The organism is Negativicutes bacterium (assembly GCA_021372785.1).
Lineage (GTDB): Bacteria > Bacillota > JAAYKD01 > JAAYKD01 > JAAYKD01 > JAJFTT01.
In genome coordinates, this window is record JAJFTT010000054.1 from 1 (window position 1) to 19,698 (window position 19,698).

General features: G+C 46.0%; 15 protein-coding genes. 6 read left to right on the forward strand and 9 right to left on the reverse strand.

Going from position 1 to position 19,698, the window contains the following annotated elements:
* Positions 1 to 54: 54 nt before the first annotated feature.
* The 3 genes from LLG09_07285 to LLG09_07295 form a co-directional block, all read right to left on the reverse strand.
* Positions 55 to 1,179, reverse strand: a complete 1,125-nt coding sequence (locus tag LLG09_07285; GenBank protein MCE5196913.1) for a radical SAM protein — start codon at positions 1,177 to 1,179, stop codon at positions 55 to 57.
* A gap of 136 nt (positions 1,180 to 1,315) precedes the next feature.
* Entirely contained in the window at positions 1,316 to 2,149 is an 834-nt protein-coding gene (locus LLG09_07290) for a PhzF family phenazine biosynthesis protein (GenBank protein MCE5196914.1), read from the reverse strand.
* A 129-nt stretch (positions 2,150 to 2,278) separates the two neighbouring features.
* A complete protein-coding gene (locus LLG09_07295) occupies positions 2,279 to 3,523 on the reverse strand; it encodes a DNA polymerase IV (GenBank protein MCE5196915.1) in 1,245 nt (414 codons plus the stop codon).
* Positions 3,524 to 3,770: 247 nt separating this feature from the next.
* Between LLG09_07295 and LLG09_07300 the strand changes: the two genes are divergently transcribed.
* Genes LLG09_07300 through LLG09_07315 form a run of 4 tightly spaced genes read left to right on the forward strand, consistent with a single transcriptional unit; the run spans position 3,771 to position 5,678 of the window.
* The gene (locus LLG09_07300) at positions 3,771 to 4,208 is read left to right on the forward strand and encodes a helix-turn-helix domain-containing protein (protein MCE5196916.1); all 438 of its coding nucleotides are present in this window, start codon (positions 3,771 to 3,773) and stop codon (positions 4,206 to 4,208) included.
* Between the two features lie 5 nt (positions 4,209 to 4,213).
* Positions 4,214 to 4,744, forward strand: coding sequence for an ImmA/IrrE family metallo-endopeptidase (locus tag LLG09_07305; protein ID MCE5196917.1), 531 nt, complete (start codon positions 4,214 to 4,216; stop codon positions 4,742 to 4,744).
* Positions 4,745 to 4,749: 5 nt separating this feature from the next.
* Entirely contained in the window at positions 4,750 to 5,025 is a 276-nt protein-coding gene (locus LLG09_07310; GenBank protein MCE5196918.1) for a hypothetical protein, read from the forward strand.
* Positions 5,026 to 5,078: 53 nt separating this feature from the next.
* Positions 5,079 to 5,678: an SOS response-associated peptidase gene (locus tag LLG09_07315; GenBank protein ID MCE5196919.1), complete on the forward strand. Its 600-nt coding sequence runs from the start codon at positions 5,079 to 5,081 to the stop codon at positions 5,676 to 5,678.
* 1,018 nt (positions 5,679 to 6,696) lie between these two features.
* Here the strand turns inward: LLG09_07315 and LLG09_07320 are convergent.
* From LLG09_07320 to LLG09_07345, 6 genes are all read right to left on the reverse strand, one after another.
* Positions 6,697 to 11,094, reverse strand: a complete 4,398-nt coding sequence (locus LLG09_07320; protein ID MCE5196920.1) for a hypothetical protein — start codon at positions 11,092 to 11,094, stop codon at positions 6,697 to 6,699.
* Entirely contained in the window at positions 11,081 to 11,785 is a 705-nt protein-coding gene (locus tag LLG09_07325) for a DUF6063 family protein (GenBank protein MCE5196921.1), read from the reverse strand. The genes LLG09_07320 and LLG09_07325 overlap by 14 nt, the downstream gene beginning before the upstream one ends.
* On the reverse strand, positions 11,782 to 13,323 hold the full coding sequence (locus LLG09_07330; GenBank protein MCE5196922.1) for a hypothetical protein: 1,542 nt from the start codon (positions 13,321 to 13,323) through the stop codon (positions 11,782 to 11,784). Before LLG09_07330 ends, LLG09_07325 begins: the two co-directional genes overlap by 4 nt.
* 4 nt (positions 13,324 to 13,327) lie before the next feature.
* Complete coding sequence (locus tag LLG09_07335) at positions 13,328 to 14,353, reverse strand: DUF2220 domain-containing protein (protein MCE5196923.1); 1,026 nt, start codon at positions 14,351 to 14,353, stop codon at positions 13,328 to 13,330.
* A 1,524-nt stretch (positions 14,354 to 15,877) separates the two neighbouring features.
* Complete coding sequence (locus LLG09_07340; GenBank protein MCE5196924.1) at positions 15,878 to 16,663, reverse strand: hypothetical protein; 786 nt, start codon at positions 16,661 to 16,663, stop codon at positions 15,878 to 15,880.
* Entirely contained in the window at positions 16,648 to 17,631 is a 984-nt protein-coding gene (locus LLG09_07345) for a MarR family transcriptional regulator (GenBank protein MCE5196925.1), read from the reverse strand. The genes LLG09_07340 and LLG09_07345 overlap by 16 nt, the downstream gene beginning before the upstream one ends.
* Positions 17,632 to 18,003: 372 nt before the next feature.
* On the opposite strand from LLG09_07345, the gene LLG09_07350 reads away from it, so the two are divergent.
* On the forward strand, positions 18,004 to 19,215 hold the full coding sequence (locus tag LLG09_07350; protein MCE5196926.1) for an ATP-binding protein: 1,212 nt from the start codon (positions 18,004 to 18,006) through the stop codon (positions 19,213 to 19,215).
* Between the two features lie 234 nt (positions 19,216 to 19,449).
* Positions 19,450 to 19,698, forward strand: a 249-nt coding sequence (locus tag LLG09_07355; GenBank protein MCE5196927.1) for a hypothetical protein, incomplete at its 3' end; no start/stop codon positions are given.

Consider the following 19,698-nt stretch of genomic DNA (forward strand, 5'->3'; position numbering starts at 1 on the left):
GCCTGTGCCAACACCCCCGTCCCCCCGGAACACCCCGCCGTCTCCCTTGGCACGCTAAAACAGCAGCTCTCCCGGTTTATAGCCTGCGGGTAATTCCTCTTCCACTAAGAATTTGAAATTTTCATCACGCAGGATTGGTAAAAATGCTTCGTAGGGTACTGCGGAAAACTCAAAAATATAATTACTGGCGCCGAACCACTTGCCGTCTTTGCTGCCAAGATTCAAGTCTCTGGCAAATTTCGTATAATTCGAGCAATCATGCACCGCTACATCCCAGTTCTCTTGATCGGCTATTTTCATCAATTTCAACGTCAATTCCCGGCTCCAAATGGGCGAGAGATAACCCTGCCGGGCGATATACATGTTTTCACCATAGAAATTATCGATGTTATTCTCATTGAGGTGTAATTCGGCACAATTGATGAAATCGAGTTTTGTCGCTAAAATTGCTTGCTTTTTCTGAAAAAACGTTTCGAAAAATTCCGGCGTCATCGGAGTTTCAATGCCCACATTCGGAATATATTGCTTTGCTATTCTGATATTTTCAATGACTTGATCGGAACAGTTGGTAGCCCCCAGATTGAAACGCAGTTCGTCCAAACCGGCTTCCGCCAAGGCCTTTAGTGATTCTTCCGCCGCTAAAGTGCCATTGGTATAGAGATGCTGATAAACGCCGGCAGCATGGAATTTTCTGATCATCGTGTAATATTTTTCGATTTCCATAAACGGTTCTAAATAGACGTAGGAAACACCGGTGGGTTTCTGTTGGATGGCAAGCAGTAAATCGATATCCTTTTCATAGAATTTTGTCCCGCCAATGTCCCACATGTCTTCGCCAATGGGCGGCTGATCGGCAATTTCTCCATAGTTATAACAGAATTTACACTCCAGATTGCAATGATTCGTTTTCCGGATTGCCCCCAAACCAGTACCCAGCAGACAGGAACGACAGCCATTGGGAAATTTACTTTCATTCCCCACAAAAAGCGTTCTCTTTTGCAGATTTTTTAAACCCTTGATCTCGGCCATCAACAGTTCATTTCTATGATCAACTGCTGCCTCAATTTGGGCAAAAGTAGCAAAGATAATTTCCTGTTGCTTTTTCATAATATCCTCATCTTCCGGCAATTCCGAAAAAAACTCAAACCAACTCAAAGCGTCCTTTTTTGAAATTTTCATTTTAGATCCTCCACACATTTTTTATTCTCTGATGATCGCTGCAGACAATCCTCGTTTTCCCGCAATACGCTCGGGGCAAAACTGGCTTGCCAGAGAAATACAGGCTGCCGAGCTGTTGTCGATCGTCTTTTCTAATTCATTCCGGCAAAGCAATGGTTCCTTGCAAAACAACAACCGACTCTCCGATCAGCTGCACTCTCCCCTGCTCTACCAGCCTTAAGACGATTTCTCCGCCCCTTTGCGAGGCCTGATAGGCTCTTAACCGATCCTTCTTGAGTAAACTTGCCCAATAAGGCGCCAGCAAAGTGTGCACGGAACCCGTAACCGAATCTTCATCGACGCCTGCCCATGGATTAAAATAGCGGGAAGTGAAATCGTAAGGGTCCTTCCCAAGACAAGTAACGGCCACCCCTTTTATTTTGCTGCAGTTTACTGCTTTCATTCTTAGAAAATTTGGATCCAGCTGAAGAACATCAGCCAGTGTTTTCAGATGAATCACCAGTTTATTCGTATTTTTACCCCAAAAAATCGTTTCATAATGGGATATTCCCATTGCCTTCAATACTTCGAAGGGCGGATTCAGCCCGATTGGTTCATCACTTGGAAAATCAAGCAGAATACCCTCGCTGGATTTTTGGGCAGTAAGTTTGCCGCTTTTGGTTTCATAGAAAATTGTATCCCATTCAGCACCCAAATGATCAAACAAGACCTTAGAAACAGCAAGCGTGGCATGCCCGCATAATGCCACTTCTGTTTTTGGTGTAAACCATCTCAATTTGAAGCGGTTAGAAGATAACCTCGCTGCGCCAACGAAAGGTAAAACAAAAACTGTTTCAGACAAATTCATCTCCGCGGCAATCAACTGCATGTTCCTTTCACTTATTTCTTTTTCCAAAACACAAACACCTGCCGGATTACCCCGAAATGCTTCCTTTGTAAATGCATCAACCTGATAAAACGCTATCTGCATTTTAATCTTCTCCTCATTCGCCATATCATGCACCGGAGCGACAAGTCAAATAAAAAATTGACGATCAGGATGTGCCAAGGGGACGGGGGTGTTGGCACAACGATGTGCCAAGGGGACGGGGGTGTTGGCTCAGTTGGGCTGCATGCCGGGCATGAGCAGAATACTGCTGCTGTGCAGCGGCATTTTTAAATCACCCATTAAGGAAGCGGATATCACCGAACGTTTGCCGAAGCGCTGACGCAGCGTATCAATGGTCTCTTCCAATTTCATCTGGCGGTCGTGTTTTTGGTAGTCGTTCAGCAGGTCCAGTTGCAAAGGTTCTTCCTGAGGAATCAGGTTGATGGCTCTGACCGTAACCGCACGGATCGGCAGCTGCCATTGATAGTTTTCCTGGAAAAGGCTGCGGGCTTTGCAGGCGATTTCCATGATACTCTGGCTGGGCATGGCCAGCGGCGCCTGATACTGTTTGACGGTCAGATCATTGCTGCGGGTGGTAATCTGCACGCCGCAGGCCATCAGAGCGTGCGTGCGCAGCTTATAGCCGATATCCTGCGACAGTTCCAACATCACGTGCCAGACTTCCAGGCTGTTCTGCAGGTCTTCCACACAGGTAATGCCGTGCCCGATGGATTTGATTTCTCTTCTGAAATCGCTGGGTTGCACCGAAGCTTGATCGTCGCCGTTGGCAAAGCTCCAAATCTGGATGCCGTTGATGCCAAGCAGCTTGCGCAGCTTTTGCGGATCGGCCCTGGCCAGGTCGCCGATGCTGCGGATTCCGATGGCAGCCAGCTTTACGGTGGTGGAACGGCCCACATAGAGCAAATCGCTGACCGGCAGCGGCCACAGCTTTTCCCGAAAGTTTTCTATATCGATCACGGTGACGGCATCCGGCTTCTTCAAATCGCTACCCAGTTTGGCAAAGACTTTATTGAACGAAACGCCGATACTGACGGTCAAACCCATCTCATCTTTAACCAAATTGCGGATCTTCTCGGCAATTTCATAGCCTTCTGCAAAATTGGCACAAATCTTGCTGACATCCAGCCAGCATTCATCCATGCCGTAAGGTTCCACCCGGTCGGTAAAGCGGCCGTAGATTTCCCGCACCGCTTCGGATGCTTTGACAAATTCATTGTAATTGGGCGGCAGCAGAATCACTTGCGGACAGAGGCGTTTGGCCTGCCAGTTGGCCATGCCGGTTTTAATGCCGGCTTCCTTGGCCAATTGCGATTTGGCCAGCACAATGCCGTGGCGATCATCGGCACAGCCGCAGACTGCCACTGCTTTGCCCTTAAGGGAGGGGTCGAGCATGCAGGCGACCGAAGCGTAGAAGGCGTTCAGATCACTGTGTAAAATGATGCGGTTGCTTTTCATGCAGAAGGCCTCCTTTCCTGGAAGTAGGTGCATAGCGGAAGTTTGTAGAAGTTATCCTTTCTTGATCTTAGCAACTGAACGAAGTTTTGTCAAGGAAGTTCAGTCAAAAATAAGCAACTTTCTTCTTTTTTTATGCTTGACAAGCCGTATTTCATGAAGTATAATGAAGATAACTTCTATATACTTCGTTTTACATTCATAATGACACGAAACCGAAAACTTCTATCTGCCATAAGGAGGATGAATCATGCAACGCTTTGCCGAAAAACTCAAAGCCGCCCGCGCCGCAGCCGATCTCAGCCAAGCCGCCCTGGCCGAACAGGTGGATATCTCCATTCGCTCCATTTCCGCTTATGAAACGGGCAAGGCTATTCCGCGCGGCTCGACCATGCGCAAGCTGGCCCGAGCCCTGGCTGTTTCCCTGGAATACCTGACCAACGACGAAGTGACCGACCCCAAGGCCGGCATGGCGAAAGAAATTGTGCTGGAAGATATTCGCGGCCGCTACGGCAGCAAAGGCGTCGCCGAGGCGGACATGCTGCTGCAACGCAATCGGGCTCTCTTCGCCGGCGGCGTGCTGTCCCAGGAAGCCAAAGACGCTTTCTTCCAGGCCGTGATGACGGCTTACGTCACCTGTAAAGAAGAAGCCAAAGAAACCTTCGGACACAAGAAAGATGAGGAATAGATACCATGTCTATCTCCACAATCAGCCAGGAAGTTCGTAAGATTCTCAGCAAATACGATGAAAGCAATGTCTATCGCCTCTGCCGCGCCATGAAAATTACCGTGCTGCCCTCCCCCATGGGTGAATTTGCCGGTGCCTGCAAGGGCTTCTATCTCAGCCAATCGCGCAGGCAGGTGATTATGGTCAACAGCAATTTGCCGGAAGATCTGCAGAGAATCATTGTCGCACACGAATTGGGCCATGCCGTGCTGCACCGGCGCTTAACCGGTATTAAAGCTTTCCACGATTTTGAAATGTTTGATGAAACGTCGCAGCTTGAATTTGAAGCCAATATTTTTGCCGCCGATCTGCTGATGCCGGACGAAGACGTTTTGGCCCTGCTGAACGACGATATCTCTTTTTTCGCTGCCGCCAATCAGCTGCAGGTGCCGGCGGAATTGTTGGATTTTAAATTTCGCGTTTTAAAACGCAAGGGGTTTCAGGTCATCGATCCGCCAATGACGGCCAATTCCGATTTTTTAAAGAGGGTGAGGTGAACAGGATGGAAAATTCAGCGAAGGTATATGTCGGCGTGATCGCTTCTTTTGATCCGGAAGGCATGCTGCTGCCGCAGGTCATCACCTGGGAAGACGGCACGCAGTATCCAATCGACCGTATTCTCGATATCCGCCCCTCATATGCTGCCAAAGCCGGCGGTCAGGGAGATCGTTATATGGTGCGCCTGGGTGATCATTACAGCTATCTTTTCTTTGAACGCAGTGCCGCCACCCAGGGCAATCAGCTCGGCCGTTGGTTTGTTGAACGCAAACAGGCCTGAAGAAGGCAGAGCGGCGAACCCCAGCCTCGCCCGCCTGAAAGGAGTGCTTCCCCTTGTGCGGCAGATACTATGTGGAACCAGAAGAAAATGCGTCTGAAATGCAGCGGATCCTGGCAGACCTGAACCGCCGTTATCCCGATTCCAAACTGCTGCCGCTGATGCGTTTGGGTGAAATTTTCCCCTCTCAAATTGCCCCGGCCATGGCCAACAGCAAAAACCAGACGGCGCGGCCTTTTCTGATGAAGTGGGGTTATGCCGAAGCTGAGCGCCCCCTGATCATCAACGCCCGCAGCGAGAGTGCTTTGGCAAAACCACTGTTTCGCGAGAGCATGCGGCTGCGGCGCTGTCTGATTCCGGCCAACCACTACTTTGAATGGCAGAAAACGCCCGAAGCCAAACTGAAATACTGCATCGCCCCGGACGAACAGCCCGTATTTTATATGGCAGGAATTTATCGTCTGGAAGCCAATCGGGAGTTGCCGTCTTTTGTCATTCTCACCTGTGATGCAGCGGAAGAAATTAAATTCATCCATCCCCGCATGCCGGTCATTTTACCCAGAGAGCAGCTGGTTGCCTGGCTGAACCCTGCCGCCGATGTGCAAAGTATCCTGGCGGCAGCGCGCAGTAAAATGATCTATCAAAAGAGTTCGTAAAATAATAGCAACGAAACGGTTGCTGCAAAATGTTTCTGGTGCGCTGCTTCGTTACTCTGCCCAACGATTACGTTGACATCTTATCACCACATCGTCTCATCCTTCGTCCCTCGTCTATCTCCCCAACAATTACATTGACATCTTATCAGCACATTTCCCCGTTCGTCGCCCTCTCCCCATCAATTATGCCAACATCTTATCTTCACATTTCCCAAATGTAGGGAACGGTCTTGACCGTTCCACCGTTCCTTCGTTCCGCCGTTCTCCGTCCCCTTCGTCCCTTCACTCCTCCGTCGCCCTCTCCCCAACAATTACATTGACATCTTATCCTCACATTTCCCCGTTCGTCGCCCTCTCCCCATCAATTATGCCAACATCTTATCTTCACGTTTCCCAAATGTAGGGCACGGTCTTGACCGTTCCGCCGTCCCTTCGTTCCTCGTTTCTTTCGTCCTATCGTCTTTTATCGTCCCCTCCGTCATGCTCCATCGTCTCTCAACTCAACAATTATGCCAGCCCAACATCTTATCTTCACATTTTCCAAATGTAGGGAACGGTCTTGACCGTTCCGCCGTCCCTTCGTCTCCTCGTTTCTTTCGTCCTATCGTCTTTCATCGTCCCCTCCCGCCATGCCCCATCGTCTCTCAACTCAACAATTACATTTACATCTCATCATCACATTTCCCCCTTCGTCGCCCTCTCCCCATCAATTACGTTAACATCTTATCTTCACATTTTCCAAATGTAGGGAACGGTCTTGACCGTTCCGCCGTTCCACGTTCCTTCGTCTCTCCGTTTCTACCGTTCCGCCGTTCTCCGTCTTCCATCTTCCCACGCCTCTTACGCCTTCGCCGTTCCTTAACACAATATGTACACCACAAAGCACTGTATCCTCGCAGGAATCATCTTCCCGCTGAATACAGTGCCTTCTATATGCCACTCGACAATATTTAAATGTCCTAATCAATCTGTGCCAACACCCCCGTCCCCCTGGAACACCGTCCCCCTGGAACACGTCTCAATCTGTGCCAACACCCCCGTCCCCCTGGAACATTGAAGTCTGCTCGGCACGGAAAAAGCCATGCTCAATTTTCTCCTCACCGTCTTGCGACAGCGTTTCAATGCTGGAAAGCGGACGGCTCTTGATGACAGCTTTGATCAAGATGTCAAAACAAGCGGTAATGTCGCACTTGCTAATGTCGGACAGGCAAATGAGTTGAACATGAAAATGACGTGCAATTTCAAACATCGGTTTTAAAAGATGAGCTGAAGTGATAGGCCCAAAGGGATTATCCAGAATCAAGACACTGCTCAGACTCTTGTCACTCATCACAGTGGATGTATTGCGCGAATAGCTCATCAACGCCAGAATGACAGCAAAATAAATCACGAATTTTTCCCCGCCGGAGTTATTGATCTGTGTTTCCTCCCAACTGCGGTATTTGCAGTTTTGCGGATTGGAATCAATTTTGTAGACCTGCATCGTGATATTTTCTCTGCCGATATAACGATTTAAAAGATTCCGGCTGCCAACCACGCGATTCGCCGCCTTGTCCAATTCAAATTCTGACGGTTCGCCGGAAAGCAGAGCAATGATATCACTGACACCGCGGTTGATTTCGTTTTCAACTGAAGCATATGCCACGTTTTCATCCACGGCATCCGGCAAATCAAACCTCAACATCAACTGCCTGGCGCGGTTATCGAATAACTGGACTTTGGAGCTTTCGGAAAGCTGACGAAGCTGTTCGTAAATCTGTTTCCCTTGGATCACACATTGGTGCACGAGATCTGCATGACTGCTATCGATATCTTTCAGATCGGCTGTAATCTGAGCAATTTTCTTTTGGGTTGTATCGAGGCTGGATTTTACCTGTTCGAGGATCGTATAGTAACGATCGCCTTGTCCATTATCAGAGCGCACGAGTTCAAAAATGCTATGAATTGCAGATTGGAATCGCTCATTGCCAACAGCATAGCTGGCTTCCAAGCGGCGCAGTGTTTCCATAAATTGCTGCTCTGCCTCTTGAAATGCCTTTTTACTTTGTTTGACTTTTTCACTGATCTCTCTTTTTTGCAGCATCAGGTTCGCTTCCAACACAATTTCCGTTATCTTATTCGTCTGCGGATAGTCCTTGCTCTCGGACTGCAGCATCTCCAAGCAATTGCGCGTCGTAATCAGCTGGCGTTCCGTTGTTTTTCTCTCTGCTTCCAATCCCTGTTTGCTTGCTATTTTTTCCTGCAAACGCTCCTGAAAGCGTGAACCGATTTGTTCCTTGGCGAGCGGCTCCTCCGCCAATTCTCTTACGGCTGACAAACTTTGTTTAAAACTCGCCTCAGCCGTCGCACACTGCTTGCCACCTTCTCGAATCTTGATCTCGATTTCATCTTTTAACCGATTCAGTTGTATCTTGGCAGCGCTGAGTTCCTGTTCCAACTGCTGCGAATAAGCAACACCCTGATATAAGGCAGCCTCGCAATGACGCTTATCCACTTCCGCCTGGGCATTTTTCTTTTCCTGCAGTTTTCCTTCCAGTTTTGCCTGCAGTACAGCCAGAGAATCATTTTGATTCTTGATTAAAATATGGTATTGAGCCATCAGATCCCGCCAGGAACCCTGTAAAAGTTCCGCTTGCGGAGCGTCTTTTACCTCGCTCCATACTGATGTCAGCTCAGCCAAGCGAGCCTCCAAGCTTTTCAGCAAATTCTCTGCCTGCTCTCGCCGGGAACGTCCTTGTTCGCATTCGTTCTCCAACTTCTTTGCAGAGATTTTATCCGCTTCCGCTTCGGCCAATGCCTGATAATATTGCCGATAGCTGATTTCAGTCCGTTCAATTTGTGCTTTTAAAGCCTGCAGCGTCTCAAACCAATTGCGATAACAGCGCAGATCTTCTGCAATTTTCTTTTCGAATTCGCGGCTGGCGGCCTGCCGCTCTTTTAATTGGACCTGCTCATTCTCTAATCGTTCTCTGTGCTTTTTTTGCATGCTCAGCTCATTTTCAGTCAGTCGCAGCTGCTCTTCCTGCGTGGCCAACCAAGTAGCTTCATAATTGAATGCTGCTACGATGTCCAAGGCAAGCCGGAGCGCGCTCAAGCGCTCCCGGCCTTGATCCATATCCGCAAGACACTTCTGCTTTTTTGCTTCCAGTTTTTCCAGGTAATGCTCTTTGTCACTAAAGTACTCTTCAGAATAAAAAGCCAGCGCAACCCGCTTTTCAGACTGGATGGCAAGCAGTTTTTCCATTTGCTCGTAACTGAACAGCGGTACCATCGCCGGCAGCCAGTCCGCAGGTTCCGCCTGCAAAAGAGTGTCAAGCGCTTTCGCATCCAGCAAGAGGCCATAAGCTGCTTCCGGATAATTCTGCAGAATCTCCAGACAGTGTTCTTTCGTCAGATTGCCATTGCTCACCGCACTGAGCAGATATTGCTCACAAGTCTGATAATTCACACCGGTGCCACTCATATAATCGATCACCGCTTTGGGCACATGCACTGTTCCGCTTTTTACCGCCGCCAATTCTTCTTCTGCAATCGTCACTGCTCTTTGCAGCTTGGCTTCAGTGGCATGAGACAAATTGATTTCCGCCTGCAAATAGTCTGAAAAAAGCGTTGTAAAACGATTGGCAAAACTCAGATTGTATTGTTCTGAAATACGCAGAATACTCTGCTCTGCCGCTTTGTATTGGCCGATTAACCGCGCTATCTGCTCCTTGGCAGCGATGACCTGGCGCTGTTTCTCTTCACACTCCCCTATTTTCAGAGGGATTTTCTCCAGTCGCTCTTCTATTTGTTTTTGCAGTTCACTGTTTTCTTGTTCTTCTGTCTGCAACTTTTCTTGCTCGATCAGCTTCGCCACTGCGCTAGCATTCAGCGTTTCCGGATCATAGCTTCCATCCAGCCGCCGGTCAACTTTCACTTGCAAACCGGCAGCCAATCTTTCCAGTTCCTCTTCGGCAGATTCCAATTTTCCATTCAACCGAGATGCCGCTTTATCGCTTGTTTCGGCCGCTGCTTTGGCGGTTTGCACGGCTTTCAAGAGTTGCTCGTGTTGCCTCCTCAGAACCGCAGCTTCTTCCGCAAGCTCACTTTGCTCTTGCCGGCAGTGTGGCAGCTCAGCTGCGATAGCGCAAGAACTGGAATAACGCAAGCCAGCCAGTTGCTGCCCGGCTTCGCTGTCGCTTTCTTTTTGTTCTATTTCGCTGCGCAGCGCACTCAATTCATTCTCCAGTTTGCGCATCCGCTCTGCATACATCGCACATTCCTGAATCAAAAGGCTTTGCTCCGTACTCGCCAACTCATTTTTCAGTTGATTCTCTTTCGAATGCAATTCCGCCAGAGCAGCAGACAAATCATCAAAAATCGCTTTGGTTTTGTAAAAATCTGCCGAAGCACGCTCCAACTTGATCTGTAAAACTTCCGTCTCCACAGCGGCAAGCTGGCTGCTGATTTCTTCTATCTTTATTTCCAGCGTTTTCACTTCTGTGCTCAAAGCTGCCAAAAAACCAAATAAGCAATGGATGCTTTGCTCATACTGATCGTTCAGAGTCCAGAGTGTTTCCACCGTCGTCTGCTCGCGTTTCATCTCTTCTACGAAACGTGTTGCCGTATCTCGGAGCAGGATTTTCTCTTTTTGTTCGCTGAATTGTTTTGCATAATTGCGAAACATGCGGCGCAGGGAATGGTCTTCTGCCTGATTTTCGGCAGCATTCAGCTTGGCTTCTATGGTGGGGAGAAATAGTTTGTCAATAATCGTTGCTGCCCGCTTGAATTCGCCAAAGAATTTACTCATGCCGCCTTCTTCGGCATTGATCCGACCAATTGTGTTTTTCCATTCGCTCTGATAAATGCCATATTCCGTCAGCCTGCTTCGCCAAGACGCCGTGTCATCCGAAGAGAAATACTCCAGAGCGCCGCTACTTCTTTTGGCCAGCAAGCGGACAAAATCAAAACTTTCCGCTGTGAAATGATGATCTTCTTTTCGAGCTAACGGCATGCTGATGATATTATATTGTGTACGGTAATTACTATAATTGCTGAGAAAAGTATAATATTTTACCTGCACCCCGCGCGTGTTGTCTTCGTCAGATGAGGAAGTCTCACCGGCAGCCAGAGCAATTCCGGTCAGCAGCTTTTCCGAACTGTTATCTTTGTTCCATTCCAAAAGGATAAAACAATGATCGGTTGATTTCGTAAAAAAGCTTTCGATTTTCCGGCCGGCAACCTGCGCTTTGGGAAGAATCGGCTGCATCATCAATTGGACCAACACCGATTTCCCGCCGCCATTGGCTAAATTGATCAAAGTATTCAGCGCTTTGTTGGAATTAGCGTTACAAAAATCAAATAACTCGTCCGAAATTAAACGTTTGCCGTCATTGAAAGAAAAATTAACAATTCGCACCCGGTTAATCTGAGGCATGCTCGGCTCCCTTCTGCATCCAGGCATGAATTTCCGTCACCCGTTTTTTCATCAAAAAATAAGGCATCAGGTCACGCATTTTTCTGGTGGGAAAAATCCTATCTTCATCCTGTGTGAATAATTCGTCTGTTTTAAACTTGAGCAGAATTTTATTGAGCAACCCGTTTTTGGTATCAATTTTATTGGAGTCCGTTTCGCCTTCCAGCTTACCCAGCCAAGAAGAGGCCAGCGCCTTGAAATTCTCACTGTAATCTGTCTGCTGGTTTTCACCCTCCAGCAAGTTGGCTTCTGTCTGCTGACAATGCTCCGTGAACCGCTCTAAAAAGGCTTCTCTGCTAATAAACTCCCGCTGCTGCGGATCATTTCCTTCACCGCCGAAAAACTCAAAAATCAGATAAATCGCCAGATAATTCAGCAGATATAAATCGCGTATTCTGACATCATTTGTCGCCCTAATATCTTTGCGATAATCAATATTGTCCTTGAGAAATAACTCATTATCCTGACTTGGAATCAGGTAAGCCCGGCTGCCCGTTTTCATAATCTCAAAACGAAGCACCTCTTGGAATTCATTTAACTCGTCCATCACGTCTGCTTCTTCGGCATAACTCCAGATCATCGGATCATCCGCGCGGTCAATCCAACCCTTTTTCAAAAAAGCCTGATACACCTCTAATGTCTTGCGATTCATTTGATTACCTCAATTTCAAAATCAGTCAGCGTAATATTTCTAGTTTCTTCGCCTCTTTGTACCAAAAAGCTGCATTCCTGTTCCAGTTTACTAAACACGATCTTCTTCATCCGATGGTCTTCCGCCGGTGTTCTTGCTAAACACCAGGCTAATTCAAATTCACCCAGTGGTTCCACTACGATTTCGTTGGCAGCCTCCCAACCGGCAATGTCCAATTCCTGCATGGCATACATCGAAAGCAGCACCTGCGGTAGCGCATTCTCACTGCAGAAATTCATTATTTCCAAAATGCTGAGCGACGCGATATATTCACTAACGGTAAAGCGTGTTTTATCACTGGCGTAATGAAAGAAATGGCGACAAATCAGACTAAACCGAAGATTACGCGCTTCCTGGCGGATTTCTTCGTGATTTTCTCCTTCGCTCAAATCAAAACCTTCCTCCGCTTCCGCCTCTTTCAATTTCCGCTGCGGAGCGTAGAAATTTTCGATGCTGAAATAATCGTTGAAGAGCGGTTTGGTAAGAGGAAACAAAAGATATTTCGCTGCATCCCCCAACGCATCCCCTAAATGGCGAAGTGGTTCCATCAATTCCTCTTGCATATTGAACCGCTTGTAATTCAGCATGACATAACTTTCGTCCAGCAGCTGGCTGTAAGAATCCGCCAGAGAAGATTTTTTATTGATCAATACTCGTTGTTCACTGACCGTCAGTGCAATATTGCGCAAAATCTCATCCAACTGGAATTTATGCTTTTGCGTTTCTTCCACATTCACACCGGTTTCGATGGCCTCTGCCAATTTTGCCGATTGCTCTCTGGCGTTTTTCTGGATGAGCTCCAATTCCAGATATTCGTTGTCCAAAAGGCTACGCACGCGCAGGATGATTGCTTCGTATTCATCCACCGTAATTTTAGCCAAGCTTTCACGACAGCGAAACAAAAAATCGTCCATGCTGGTCTTCATATTGCGGATGCGGTTGACCAACTCGCGGCTCTGATCCAGCGCTTTCGCGTAATTGTTGCGCTTCATATACTCTGTCATCCGAAAACGAGTCACGGAATAATCCAATTCGCTTTCAATTTCTTTGGAGCGATAAAGGAAATCGAAGGCGTCATCCGTCAAATGATAGCTGCCTTTTTCTTCGTTAAGCAGCCGGATCGTCATATTCGCAAAACTTTCGCTGCGGCTGTAAAACGTACGATATTCGGCCAACACACCACCGTTTTGCAGAATTTCAATCACAATATGTTTAGCCAATAACTCTGCATCCACTCTAGACTCGGGCAGAATTTCTGTGATTTCCTGAATAAACCTCGCTATGTCACTCATCGTGCATTTTTTCTCGTCGCTCAGGGTACGATCCATGATAAAGACCAGCACTGCCAAGACCAGATTATCCAAAATCATGCGGTCTGGAATCATGATTCGGATGGACTCCGGATATTTGTATTCAAGCAGGCTCTTGACAATATTGATGAATTTCATACGTTTCTCAAAATCGGCAAGCAAATCCGCCGTCTCTCTCCTGAATGCCATCTTCTTACCTCATGCTTTCCAACAGCACCGCATAAGAAACGACCTCTTGCGGCACCCTCTTGTTTTGCTCCAAATAGATGGTCAGTTCCTGCTGCGCTTGTTCAGAAAACAAGGTGAGGATTTCGGTATAATCCATTCTTTGCTCGCGGTGATCTTGGCTATTTGGGACAACCTGATTGCGGACACGCAGCAGCATCTGCTCATAGCCTGCGGTAAAGAGGCGAATGTTCATTTCCGGGTTCGCACGCACCACACGTAAATAGATGTTCAGACCTTCGCGATCGATATCACCCCAATAAAGAAAATCGACCGCGGCTCCTTTAAAAAACTGCGCATAGGAAGTGACCGCGCCTGGTTCGCTGACGCGGTTGCCGCAGCCGAAAACAACACCATCCAGCGCCACTCCGAACAGCGTGGCCGCATGGTCCTCAAACATCCTGCGCCGAAGATTAAACCAGATATCCTTATTCTCACAGATCAGCAGCGTCATTTTTTCTTTTCTGATTGGAATGTAATCCGGAAAGCAGTAGTCAGGCGTATCGTAAAACTGTAAGGTATCGCTCGTGATGCCAAGACGGACTAAAAAGTCAATGAAATCTCGCTCGTCCAGCGTCTTCTCTTCTCCGAAGATTTGAAACGCACGTTCCTTTTTGGAAATTGGTATCGTCCCAGCGTTTGCGTTAAAAAAATAGCGGTTCAATCGCAGCAAATTCGCCTGATGCTTCTGGTATTCCTGTGGCTTTCTGCGCAAATAACCATTACTTTGCAGCTTAGGGTGCAAGGCATCTATGGTAGCAAACTCATTGCTGTAATCGGATTGCTCCGTTAAAATTCGATACTTCAAATAGACCGGAAAGCTTAAATTACCGTTGGTCCCTGAAGAAAAGATCGGCAGAAGTACACCGTCATTTTCACAAGCTTTGATCGAGCGATATAGTTCTTCATCCGAACAAAAAGCCATCATTTGTTTGATCTCGTCTTTGCTGATGGTTTTCTTGTTCTTACTTTTTAATTCATGACTTAAATCCATCCATACCCCTCCAAATGAAACTGCAATGTCAAAGAATTAGCACGCGGATATATCTTGGCATTCGGATTCTTCACATCAGTATACCATGCTTTTATGAATAATTCTATGACATTTAGGCAAAGTATGATCTTGTATGGAATGCCCAAAACTATTCGCTGCTTCTTTGTCTCTTCGCCTATTCGCTTCTCGTCCCCTCGTCTCTTTCCCTAGCAATTACATTGATATCTTATCCTTTATATTTCCCCGTCCGTCGCCTCTACCCCCAACAATTACATTGACATCTTATCCTTAACATTTCCCCTTCGTCGCCCTCTACTCATAAATTGCATTGGCGTATTAGCAACACATTGTCCAAATGTAGGGAACGGTCTTGACCGTTCCGCCGTTCTCCGTCCCTCGTCTCTCCGCCCAACAATTACATTGACATCTTATCCTTAACATTTCCCCTTCGTCGCCCTCTACTCATAAATTGTATTGGCGTATTAGCAACACATTGCCCAAATGTAGGGAACGGTCTTGACCGTTCCGCCGTTCCTCGTTCTCCGTCCCTCGTCTCCCCGTCCCTCGCCTCTCCGCTCATCAATTACGTTTGCATCTTATCCTTACATTTTCGTCCGTCGTCCGTCGTTCCTCTCCCCAACAATTACGTTTGCATCTTATCCTTACCATTTTCCTCCGTCGCTCTCTGCCCATCAATTACATTAACATCTTATCTTTAACATTTGCCCGTCCGTCGTCCGTTGTTCCTCTCCCCATCAATTACGTTTGCACCTTATCCTTACCATTTACCCGTTCGTCGCCCTCTACTCATAAATTGTATTAGCGTATTAGCAACACATTGCCCAAATGTAGGGAACGGTCTTGACCGTTCCGCCGTTCCTCGTTTCTACCATTCCGCCGCCTCCGTCTCCTTCGTTCCTCGTTTCTACCGTTCTGCCGTTCTCCGTCTTCCATCTACCGTCATCCTCACTCATCCATTAACACAATATGCTAATAACAAAGCACTGTATCTTCACTGGAATCATCTTCCGCTGAATACAGTGCTTTCTATATGCCACTCGGCAATGTTTTTATCCAATTTAATCTGTGCCAACACCCCCGTCCCCCTGGAACATTAACATCTTATCCTTACCATTTACCCGTCCGTCGTTCCTCTCCCCATCAATTACATCGACATCATATCCTTAACATCGCGCAAATGTAGGGAACGGTCTTGACCGTTCCGCCGTTCTCCGTTCTCCGTTCTCCGTTCTCCGTTCTCCGTTCTCCGTTCCGCCGTTCTCCGTTCTCCGTTCTCCGTTCCGCCGTTCTCCGTTCTCCGTTCTCCGTTCTCCGTCCTCCGTCCCTTCGTCCCCTCGTCTCCTCTCGTTCCTTCTTTCTCCTCCATCTCATCGCCGTTTCTTTTCTCCCTCCCTTAACAAAATATGTACATCACAAAGCACTGTATCCTCGCTGGAATTGGAATCATCTTCCTGCTGAATACAGTGCTTTTCACATGCCACTCGACAATATTTAAAATCCATATCAAGCTGTGCCAACACCCCCGTCCCCCTGGAACAGCAAATAAATGTTCTCTATAATCTTCATTAACTCATCAAAATCACCATTTCTTATACCTAAGCTTTGCAAATCTGGTCTGTCTATTTTAATCAATTCAATAAACTGTCGTACATCAGATTTGATTTCTTCCTCTATTTCCATATGAGTCGAAGAAGTAGTGTTTATCAAAAGCCTAAAGATATCATTTTTATGCTTCTTGATATTTTTTGAATCTACAGCTTCATCATTTTCCTTTCTTTGTTTTAAATCAAGCCAAGCTTTGATCTTAAACAGAATCACTGTTTCTATATTAAGCACAGAAAAACCATCTACGGTTCGTTTTCCTCTCAGTAAAGACTCATAGTATGTATCGTTCAATAAAATGGCCGAAAGGCTGATGATGTTATCATCTATATGTATTGGTGTACAACCGGTTTCGAATTTCAAATTCATATCACCCGGTTTTCTGCTGAAGAGCTCTATCATCTTCGGAAAACCTAATTCGATCGGTGAAGTGAATCGATAAAATTGATTTTTTTCGCTGCTTTTTCCCCGATGCTCATAACCACCGTCTTCGATAAATCGCCAGAACATTTCTCCAAAACTTAAATCGATTGCCTCTATAATTAACACAATGTCTAGATCTTTAGTGGCTCTAAAAGAGGTACCTAATTCATTCATAAGAAGATCGCAAGCGGTTCCTCCAATGAGAACATATTGATTTAAATGATTACCAAAATACTCTTTGAATTTCTCTAACCCGTATACCATGGTTCACCTCGTAAAACCTCATCGAGTGCCTGTTCTACCCTTTCATCTTTATCGTCCTTTAGAGAGGCATATAAAGACAACATATCCACATATTTACTTTCAGTGAATTGTTTTGGATTGTAATCCCAGATTTCAAGTTCCACTAAATTTTCATCTTTTATAATATCGCTATTTGTGATAATCTCAAGCTCTTCTTTATCAAATTGCTTACGACTTATTGCTCTTACGAGATGTCCTGGTGGATTCATCATCGAAAGCTCTGCTAGTGCTTCAAGCCCTGCTACCAAAGTATTCTCGGGTGCTCTCTTAACATAAACCACTTTCTTCACCGGAGACTTTATATAACTACGCCCTATTTCAAAATACTCAGGATCTGGAATCCTTCGATATTCCTTACTCCGACCTGTCATTCCCGCAATTTCGTATGTGATCAGTTTCACGTTATGCAGGTCATTCAATATCCGGGAGGCAGTCATTCCTGTTATACCCATTTTTTCAGCAAACGTTAATGTATTGAGTACTGTATCTTTGTGATATAAAAAAAACAGATATGCAACTTGCACTGAAGTAGAGAAATTAAGGATTTTTTTTACTCCATCCCTATTTTGAGGAGTTCTACTTAAGTCAAGCCCTAAAAAAGGTAAATACATTTGACCATTCTCAATGACGAATGGAATGCGATTTTCAATTAAGCTTCTTCTTCTATAAGCGGTGATTTCTTTGTAATATAGAACCGGTTGCTGATTCGATAATTCTTCAATTCGCTTGATCTGTTTTTGAATCATATCAACGCCAGGCGCCTCTTCAATAATTTCAAGCAACACACAAGAGGTATCAAGGATCGTCATCTCGTGGAAAAGATAAATATTTCTTAGAAAAATTGGAAACTTTTCTTTGTCTTTCCATGGACTAATCCTGACCCGATCATCAATGTTTTCTCTTAAATACTGCTCTATAACCTTTGTCAAATGCCTCACCTCCTAATACAATGTTGTTTGCTATTAATATAACACTTACTCTGTTATATTGCAAGTTAATATAGTTATATTATGATTTGAAATTTGCTCACCCGAATTGAAAATCTAAAATAAACTCTTCTTTCCCCTCCCTTAACACAATATGTACATCACAAAGCACTGTGTCCTTGCTGGAATCATCTTCCCGCTGAATACAGTGCTTTTCACATGCCACTCGACAATATTTAAAACCCACATCAAGCTGTGCCAACACCCCCGTCCCCCTGGAACATCAGTTATATCTTATACAACAGTATATTTTACGTTGACTAAAAGATATATCTGATGTAAAATATAATCACCATGAATACGGAGGTGTTCCGAATGATTAAACGAGAACGATATCTCAGTCAATTACGCGGCTTTATAGATCAGACAGAGGTAGTAAAAATCATCACAGGCATCCGTCGAAGCGGTAAGTCTGTGATGCTGCAACTAATACAACAAGAACTCCTGGAAAGAGGTGTTCCGAAGAGCAACATCCTCTCTTATAACTTCGAGGATATGACCTTGCGTCAATACAAAGATGCTAACGTTTTGCACGATCACATAAAAGAAAAAATTGAACATTGCAAAGGCCGCGCTTATTTGTTTCTTGACGAGGTTCAGGAAGTTGACAATTGGGAAAGCTGTGTCAACTCTCTGCGTGTAAATTCCGATGTAGACATCTACATTACAGGTTCCAATGCTAAGATGCTTGCCGGAGAATATGCTACACTCCTGGCAGAGCGGTATATAGAAATTCAAATCTATCCGTTTTCCTTCCAGGAATATTGTATTGCAATCATTGAAAAACAACCCAACCTTTCTACGGCGGAATGCTTTCAGAAGTATTTGGTTACCGGCGGCATGCCCTTTCTGATTGCTGTTGACGCAGACGAAAACACTGCTAAACAATATTTAAGTGACATTTTTGCGTCTGTTGTGATAAAAGATATTATGAAACGAAACAACTTTCGGGATGTTGATCTTTTGGAACGAATTATCCTGTTTGTGATGGCTAATATTGGCAGAACTTTTTCGGCTACCAGTATTTCAAAATTTCTAAAAAATGATCGTCGCAAGGTTGCCCCCGAAACCGTGATCAACTATTTAAAAGCTTGTGAGGAAGCTTATCTGTTTCATCGTGTCGGTAAGCTTGATCTTGTGGGAAAGAAAATCCTGCAGGTCAATGAGAAATACTATATCTGCGATCACGGTATCCGCGAAGCTGTATATGGTAATAATCAGCGAGACATTGAGCTAGTGCTCGAAAATATGGTCTTCTTAGAATTGCTGCGTCATGGTTATAAAGTAACCGCAGGCCGCATAGGCGAAAAAGAGATTGATTTTGTTGCTGATAAAGCAGGCCAGCGTATTTATGTGCAGGTTTGCTATCTGCTTGCTAGTGAAGATACAGTTCAGCGTGAATTTGGGGTGTTTCTGGACGTTTCGGATAACTTTCCAAAATATGTGGTTTCCTTGGATGAATTCAATTTTAGTCGTGAAGGCATTGAGCATAAAAACATCCGCGACTTTCTGCTCATGGAAATGTAGGGAACGGTCTTGACCGTTCCGCCGTCCCCTCGTCTCCTCCCCCGTCGCCCTCTCCCCAACAATTACATTAACATCTTATCCTTAACATTGTGCAAATGTAGGGAACGGTCTTGACCGTTCCGCCGTCCCCTCGTCTCCACCTCCGTCCCCTCGTCCCTTCCGTCCCCTCCATCTCATCACTGCTCCTTTGCCTTTTCCCTTAACACAATATGTACATCACGAAGCACTGTGTCCTTGCTGGAATCATCTTCCGCTGAATACAGTGCTTTTCACATGCCACTCGACAATATTTATAACCCACATCAAGCTGTGCCAACACCCCCGTCCCCCTGGAACACTGAAAATAGCAAATATGACGGCACCGAACAGTTGAACCTGTTCAACGAAGCCGAAGCGGAACGGGTAGTGATCAACCCCGAGCCAACCGTGGAAAGCATCACTTACCAACGCAAAAAGAAAAAAGGCAGCCGCGAGGCTCTGCTG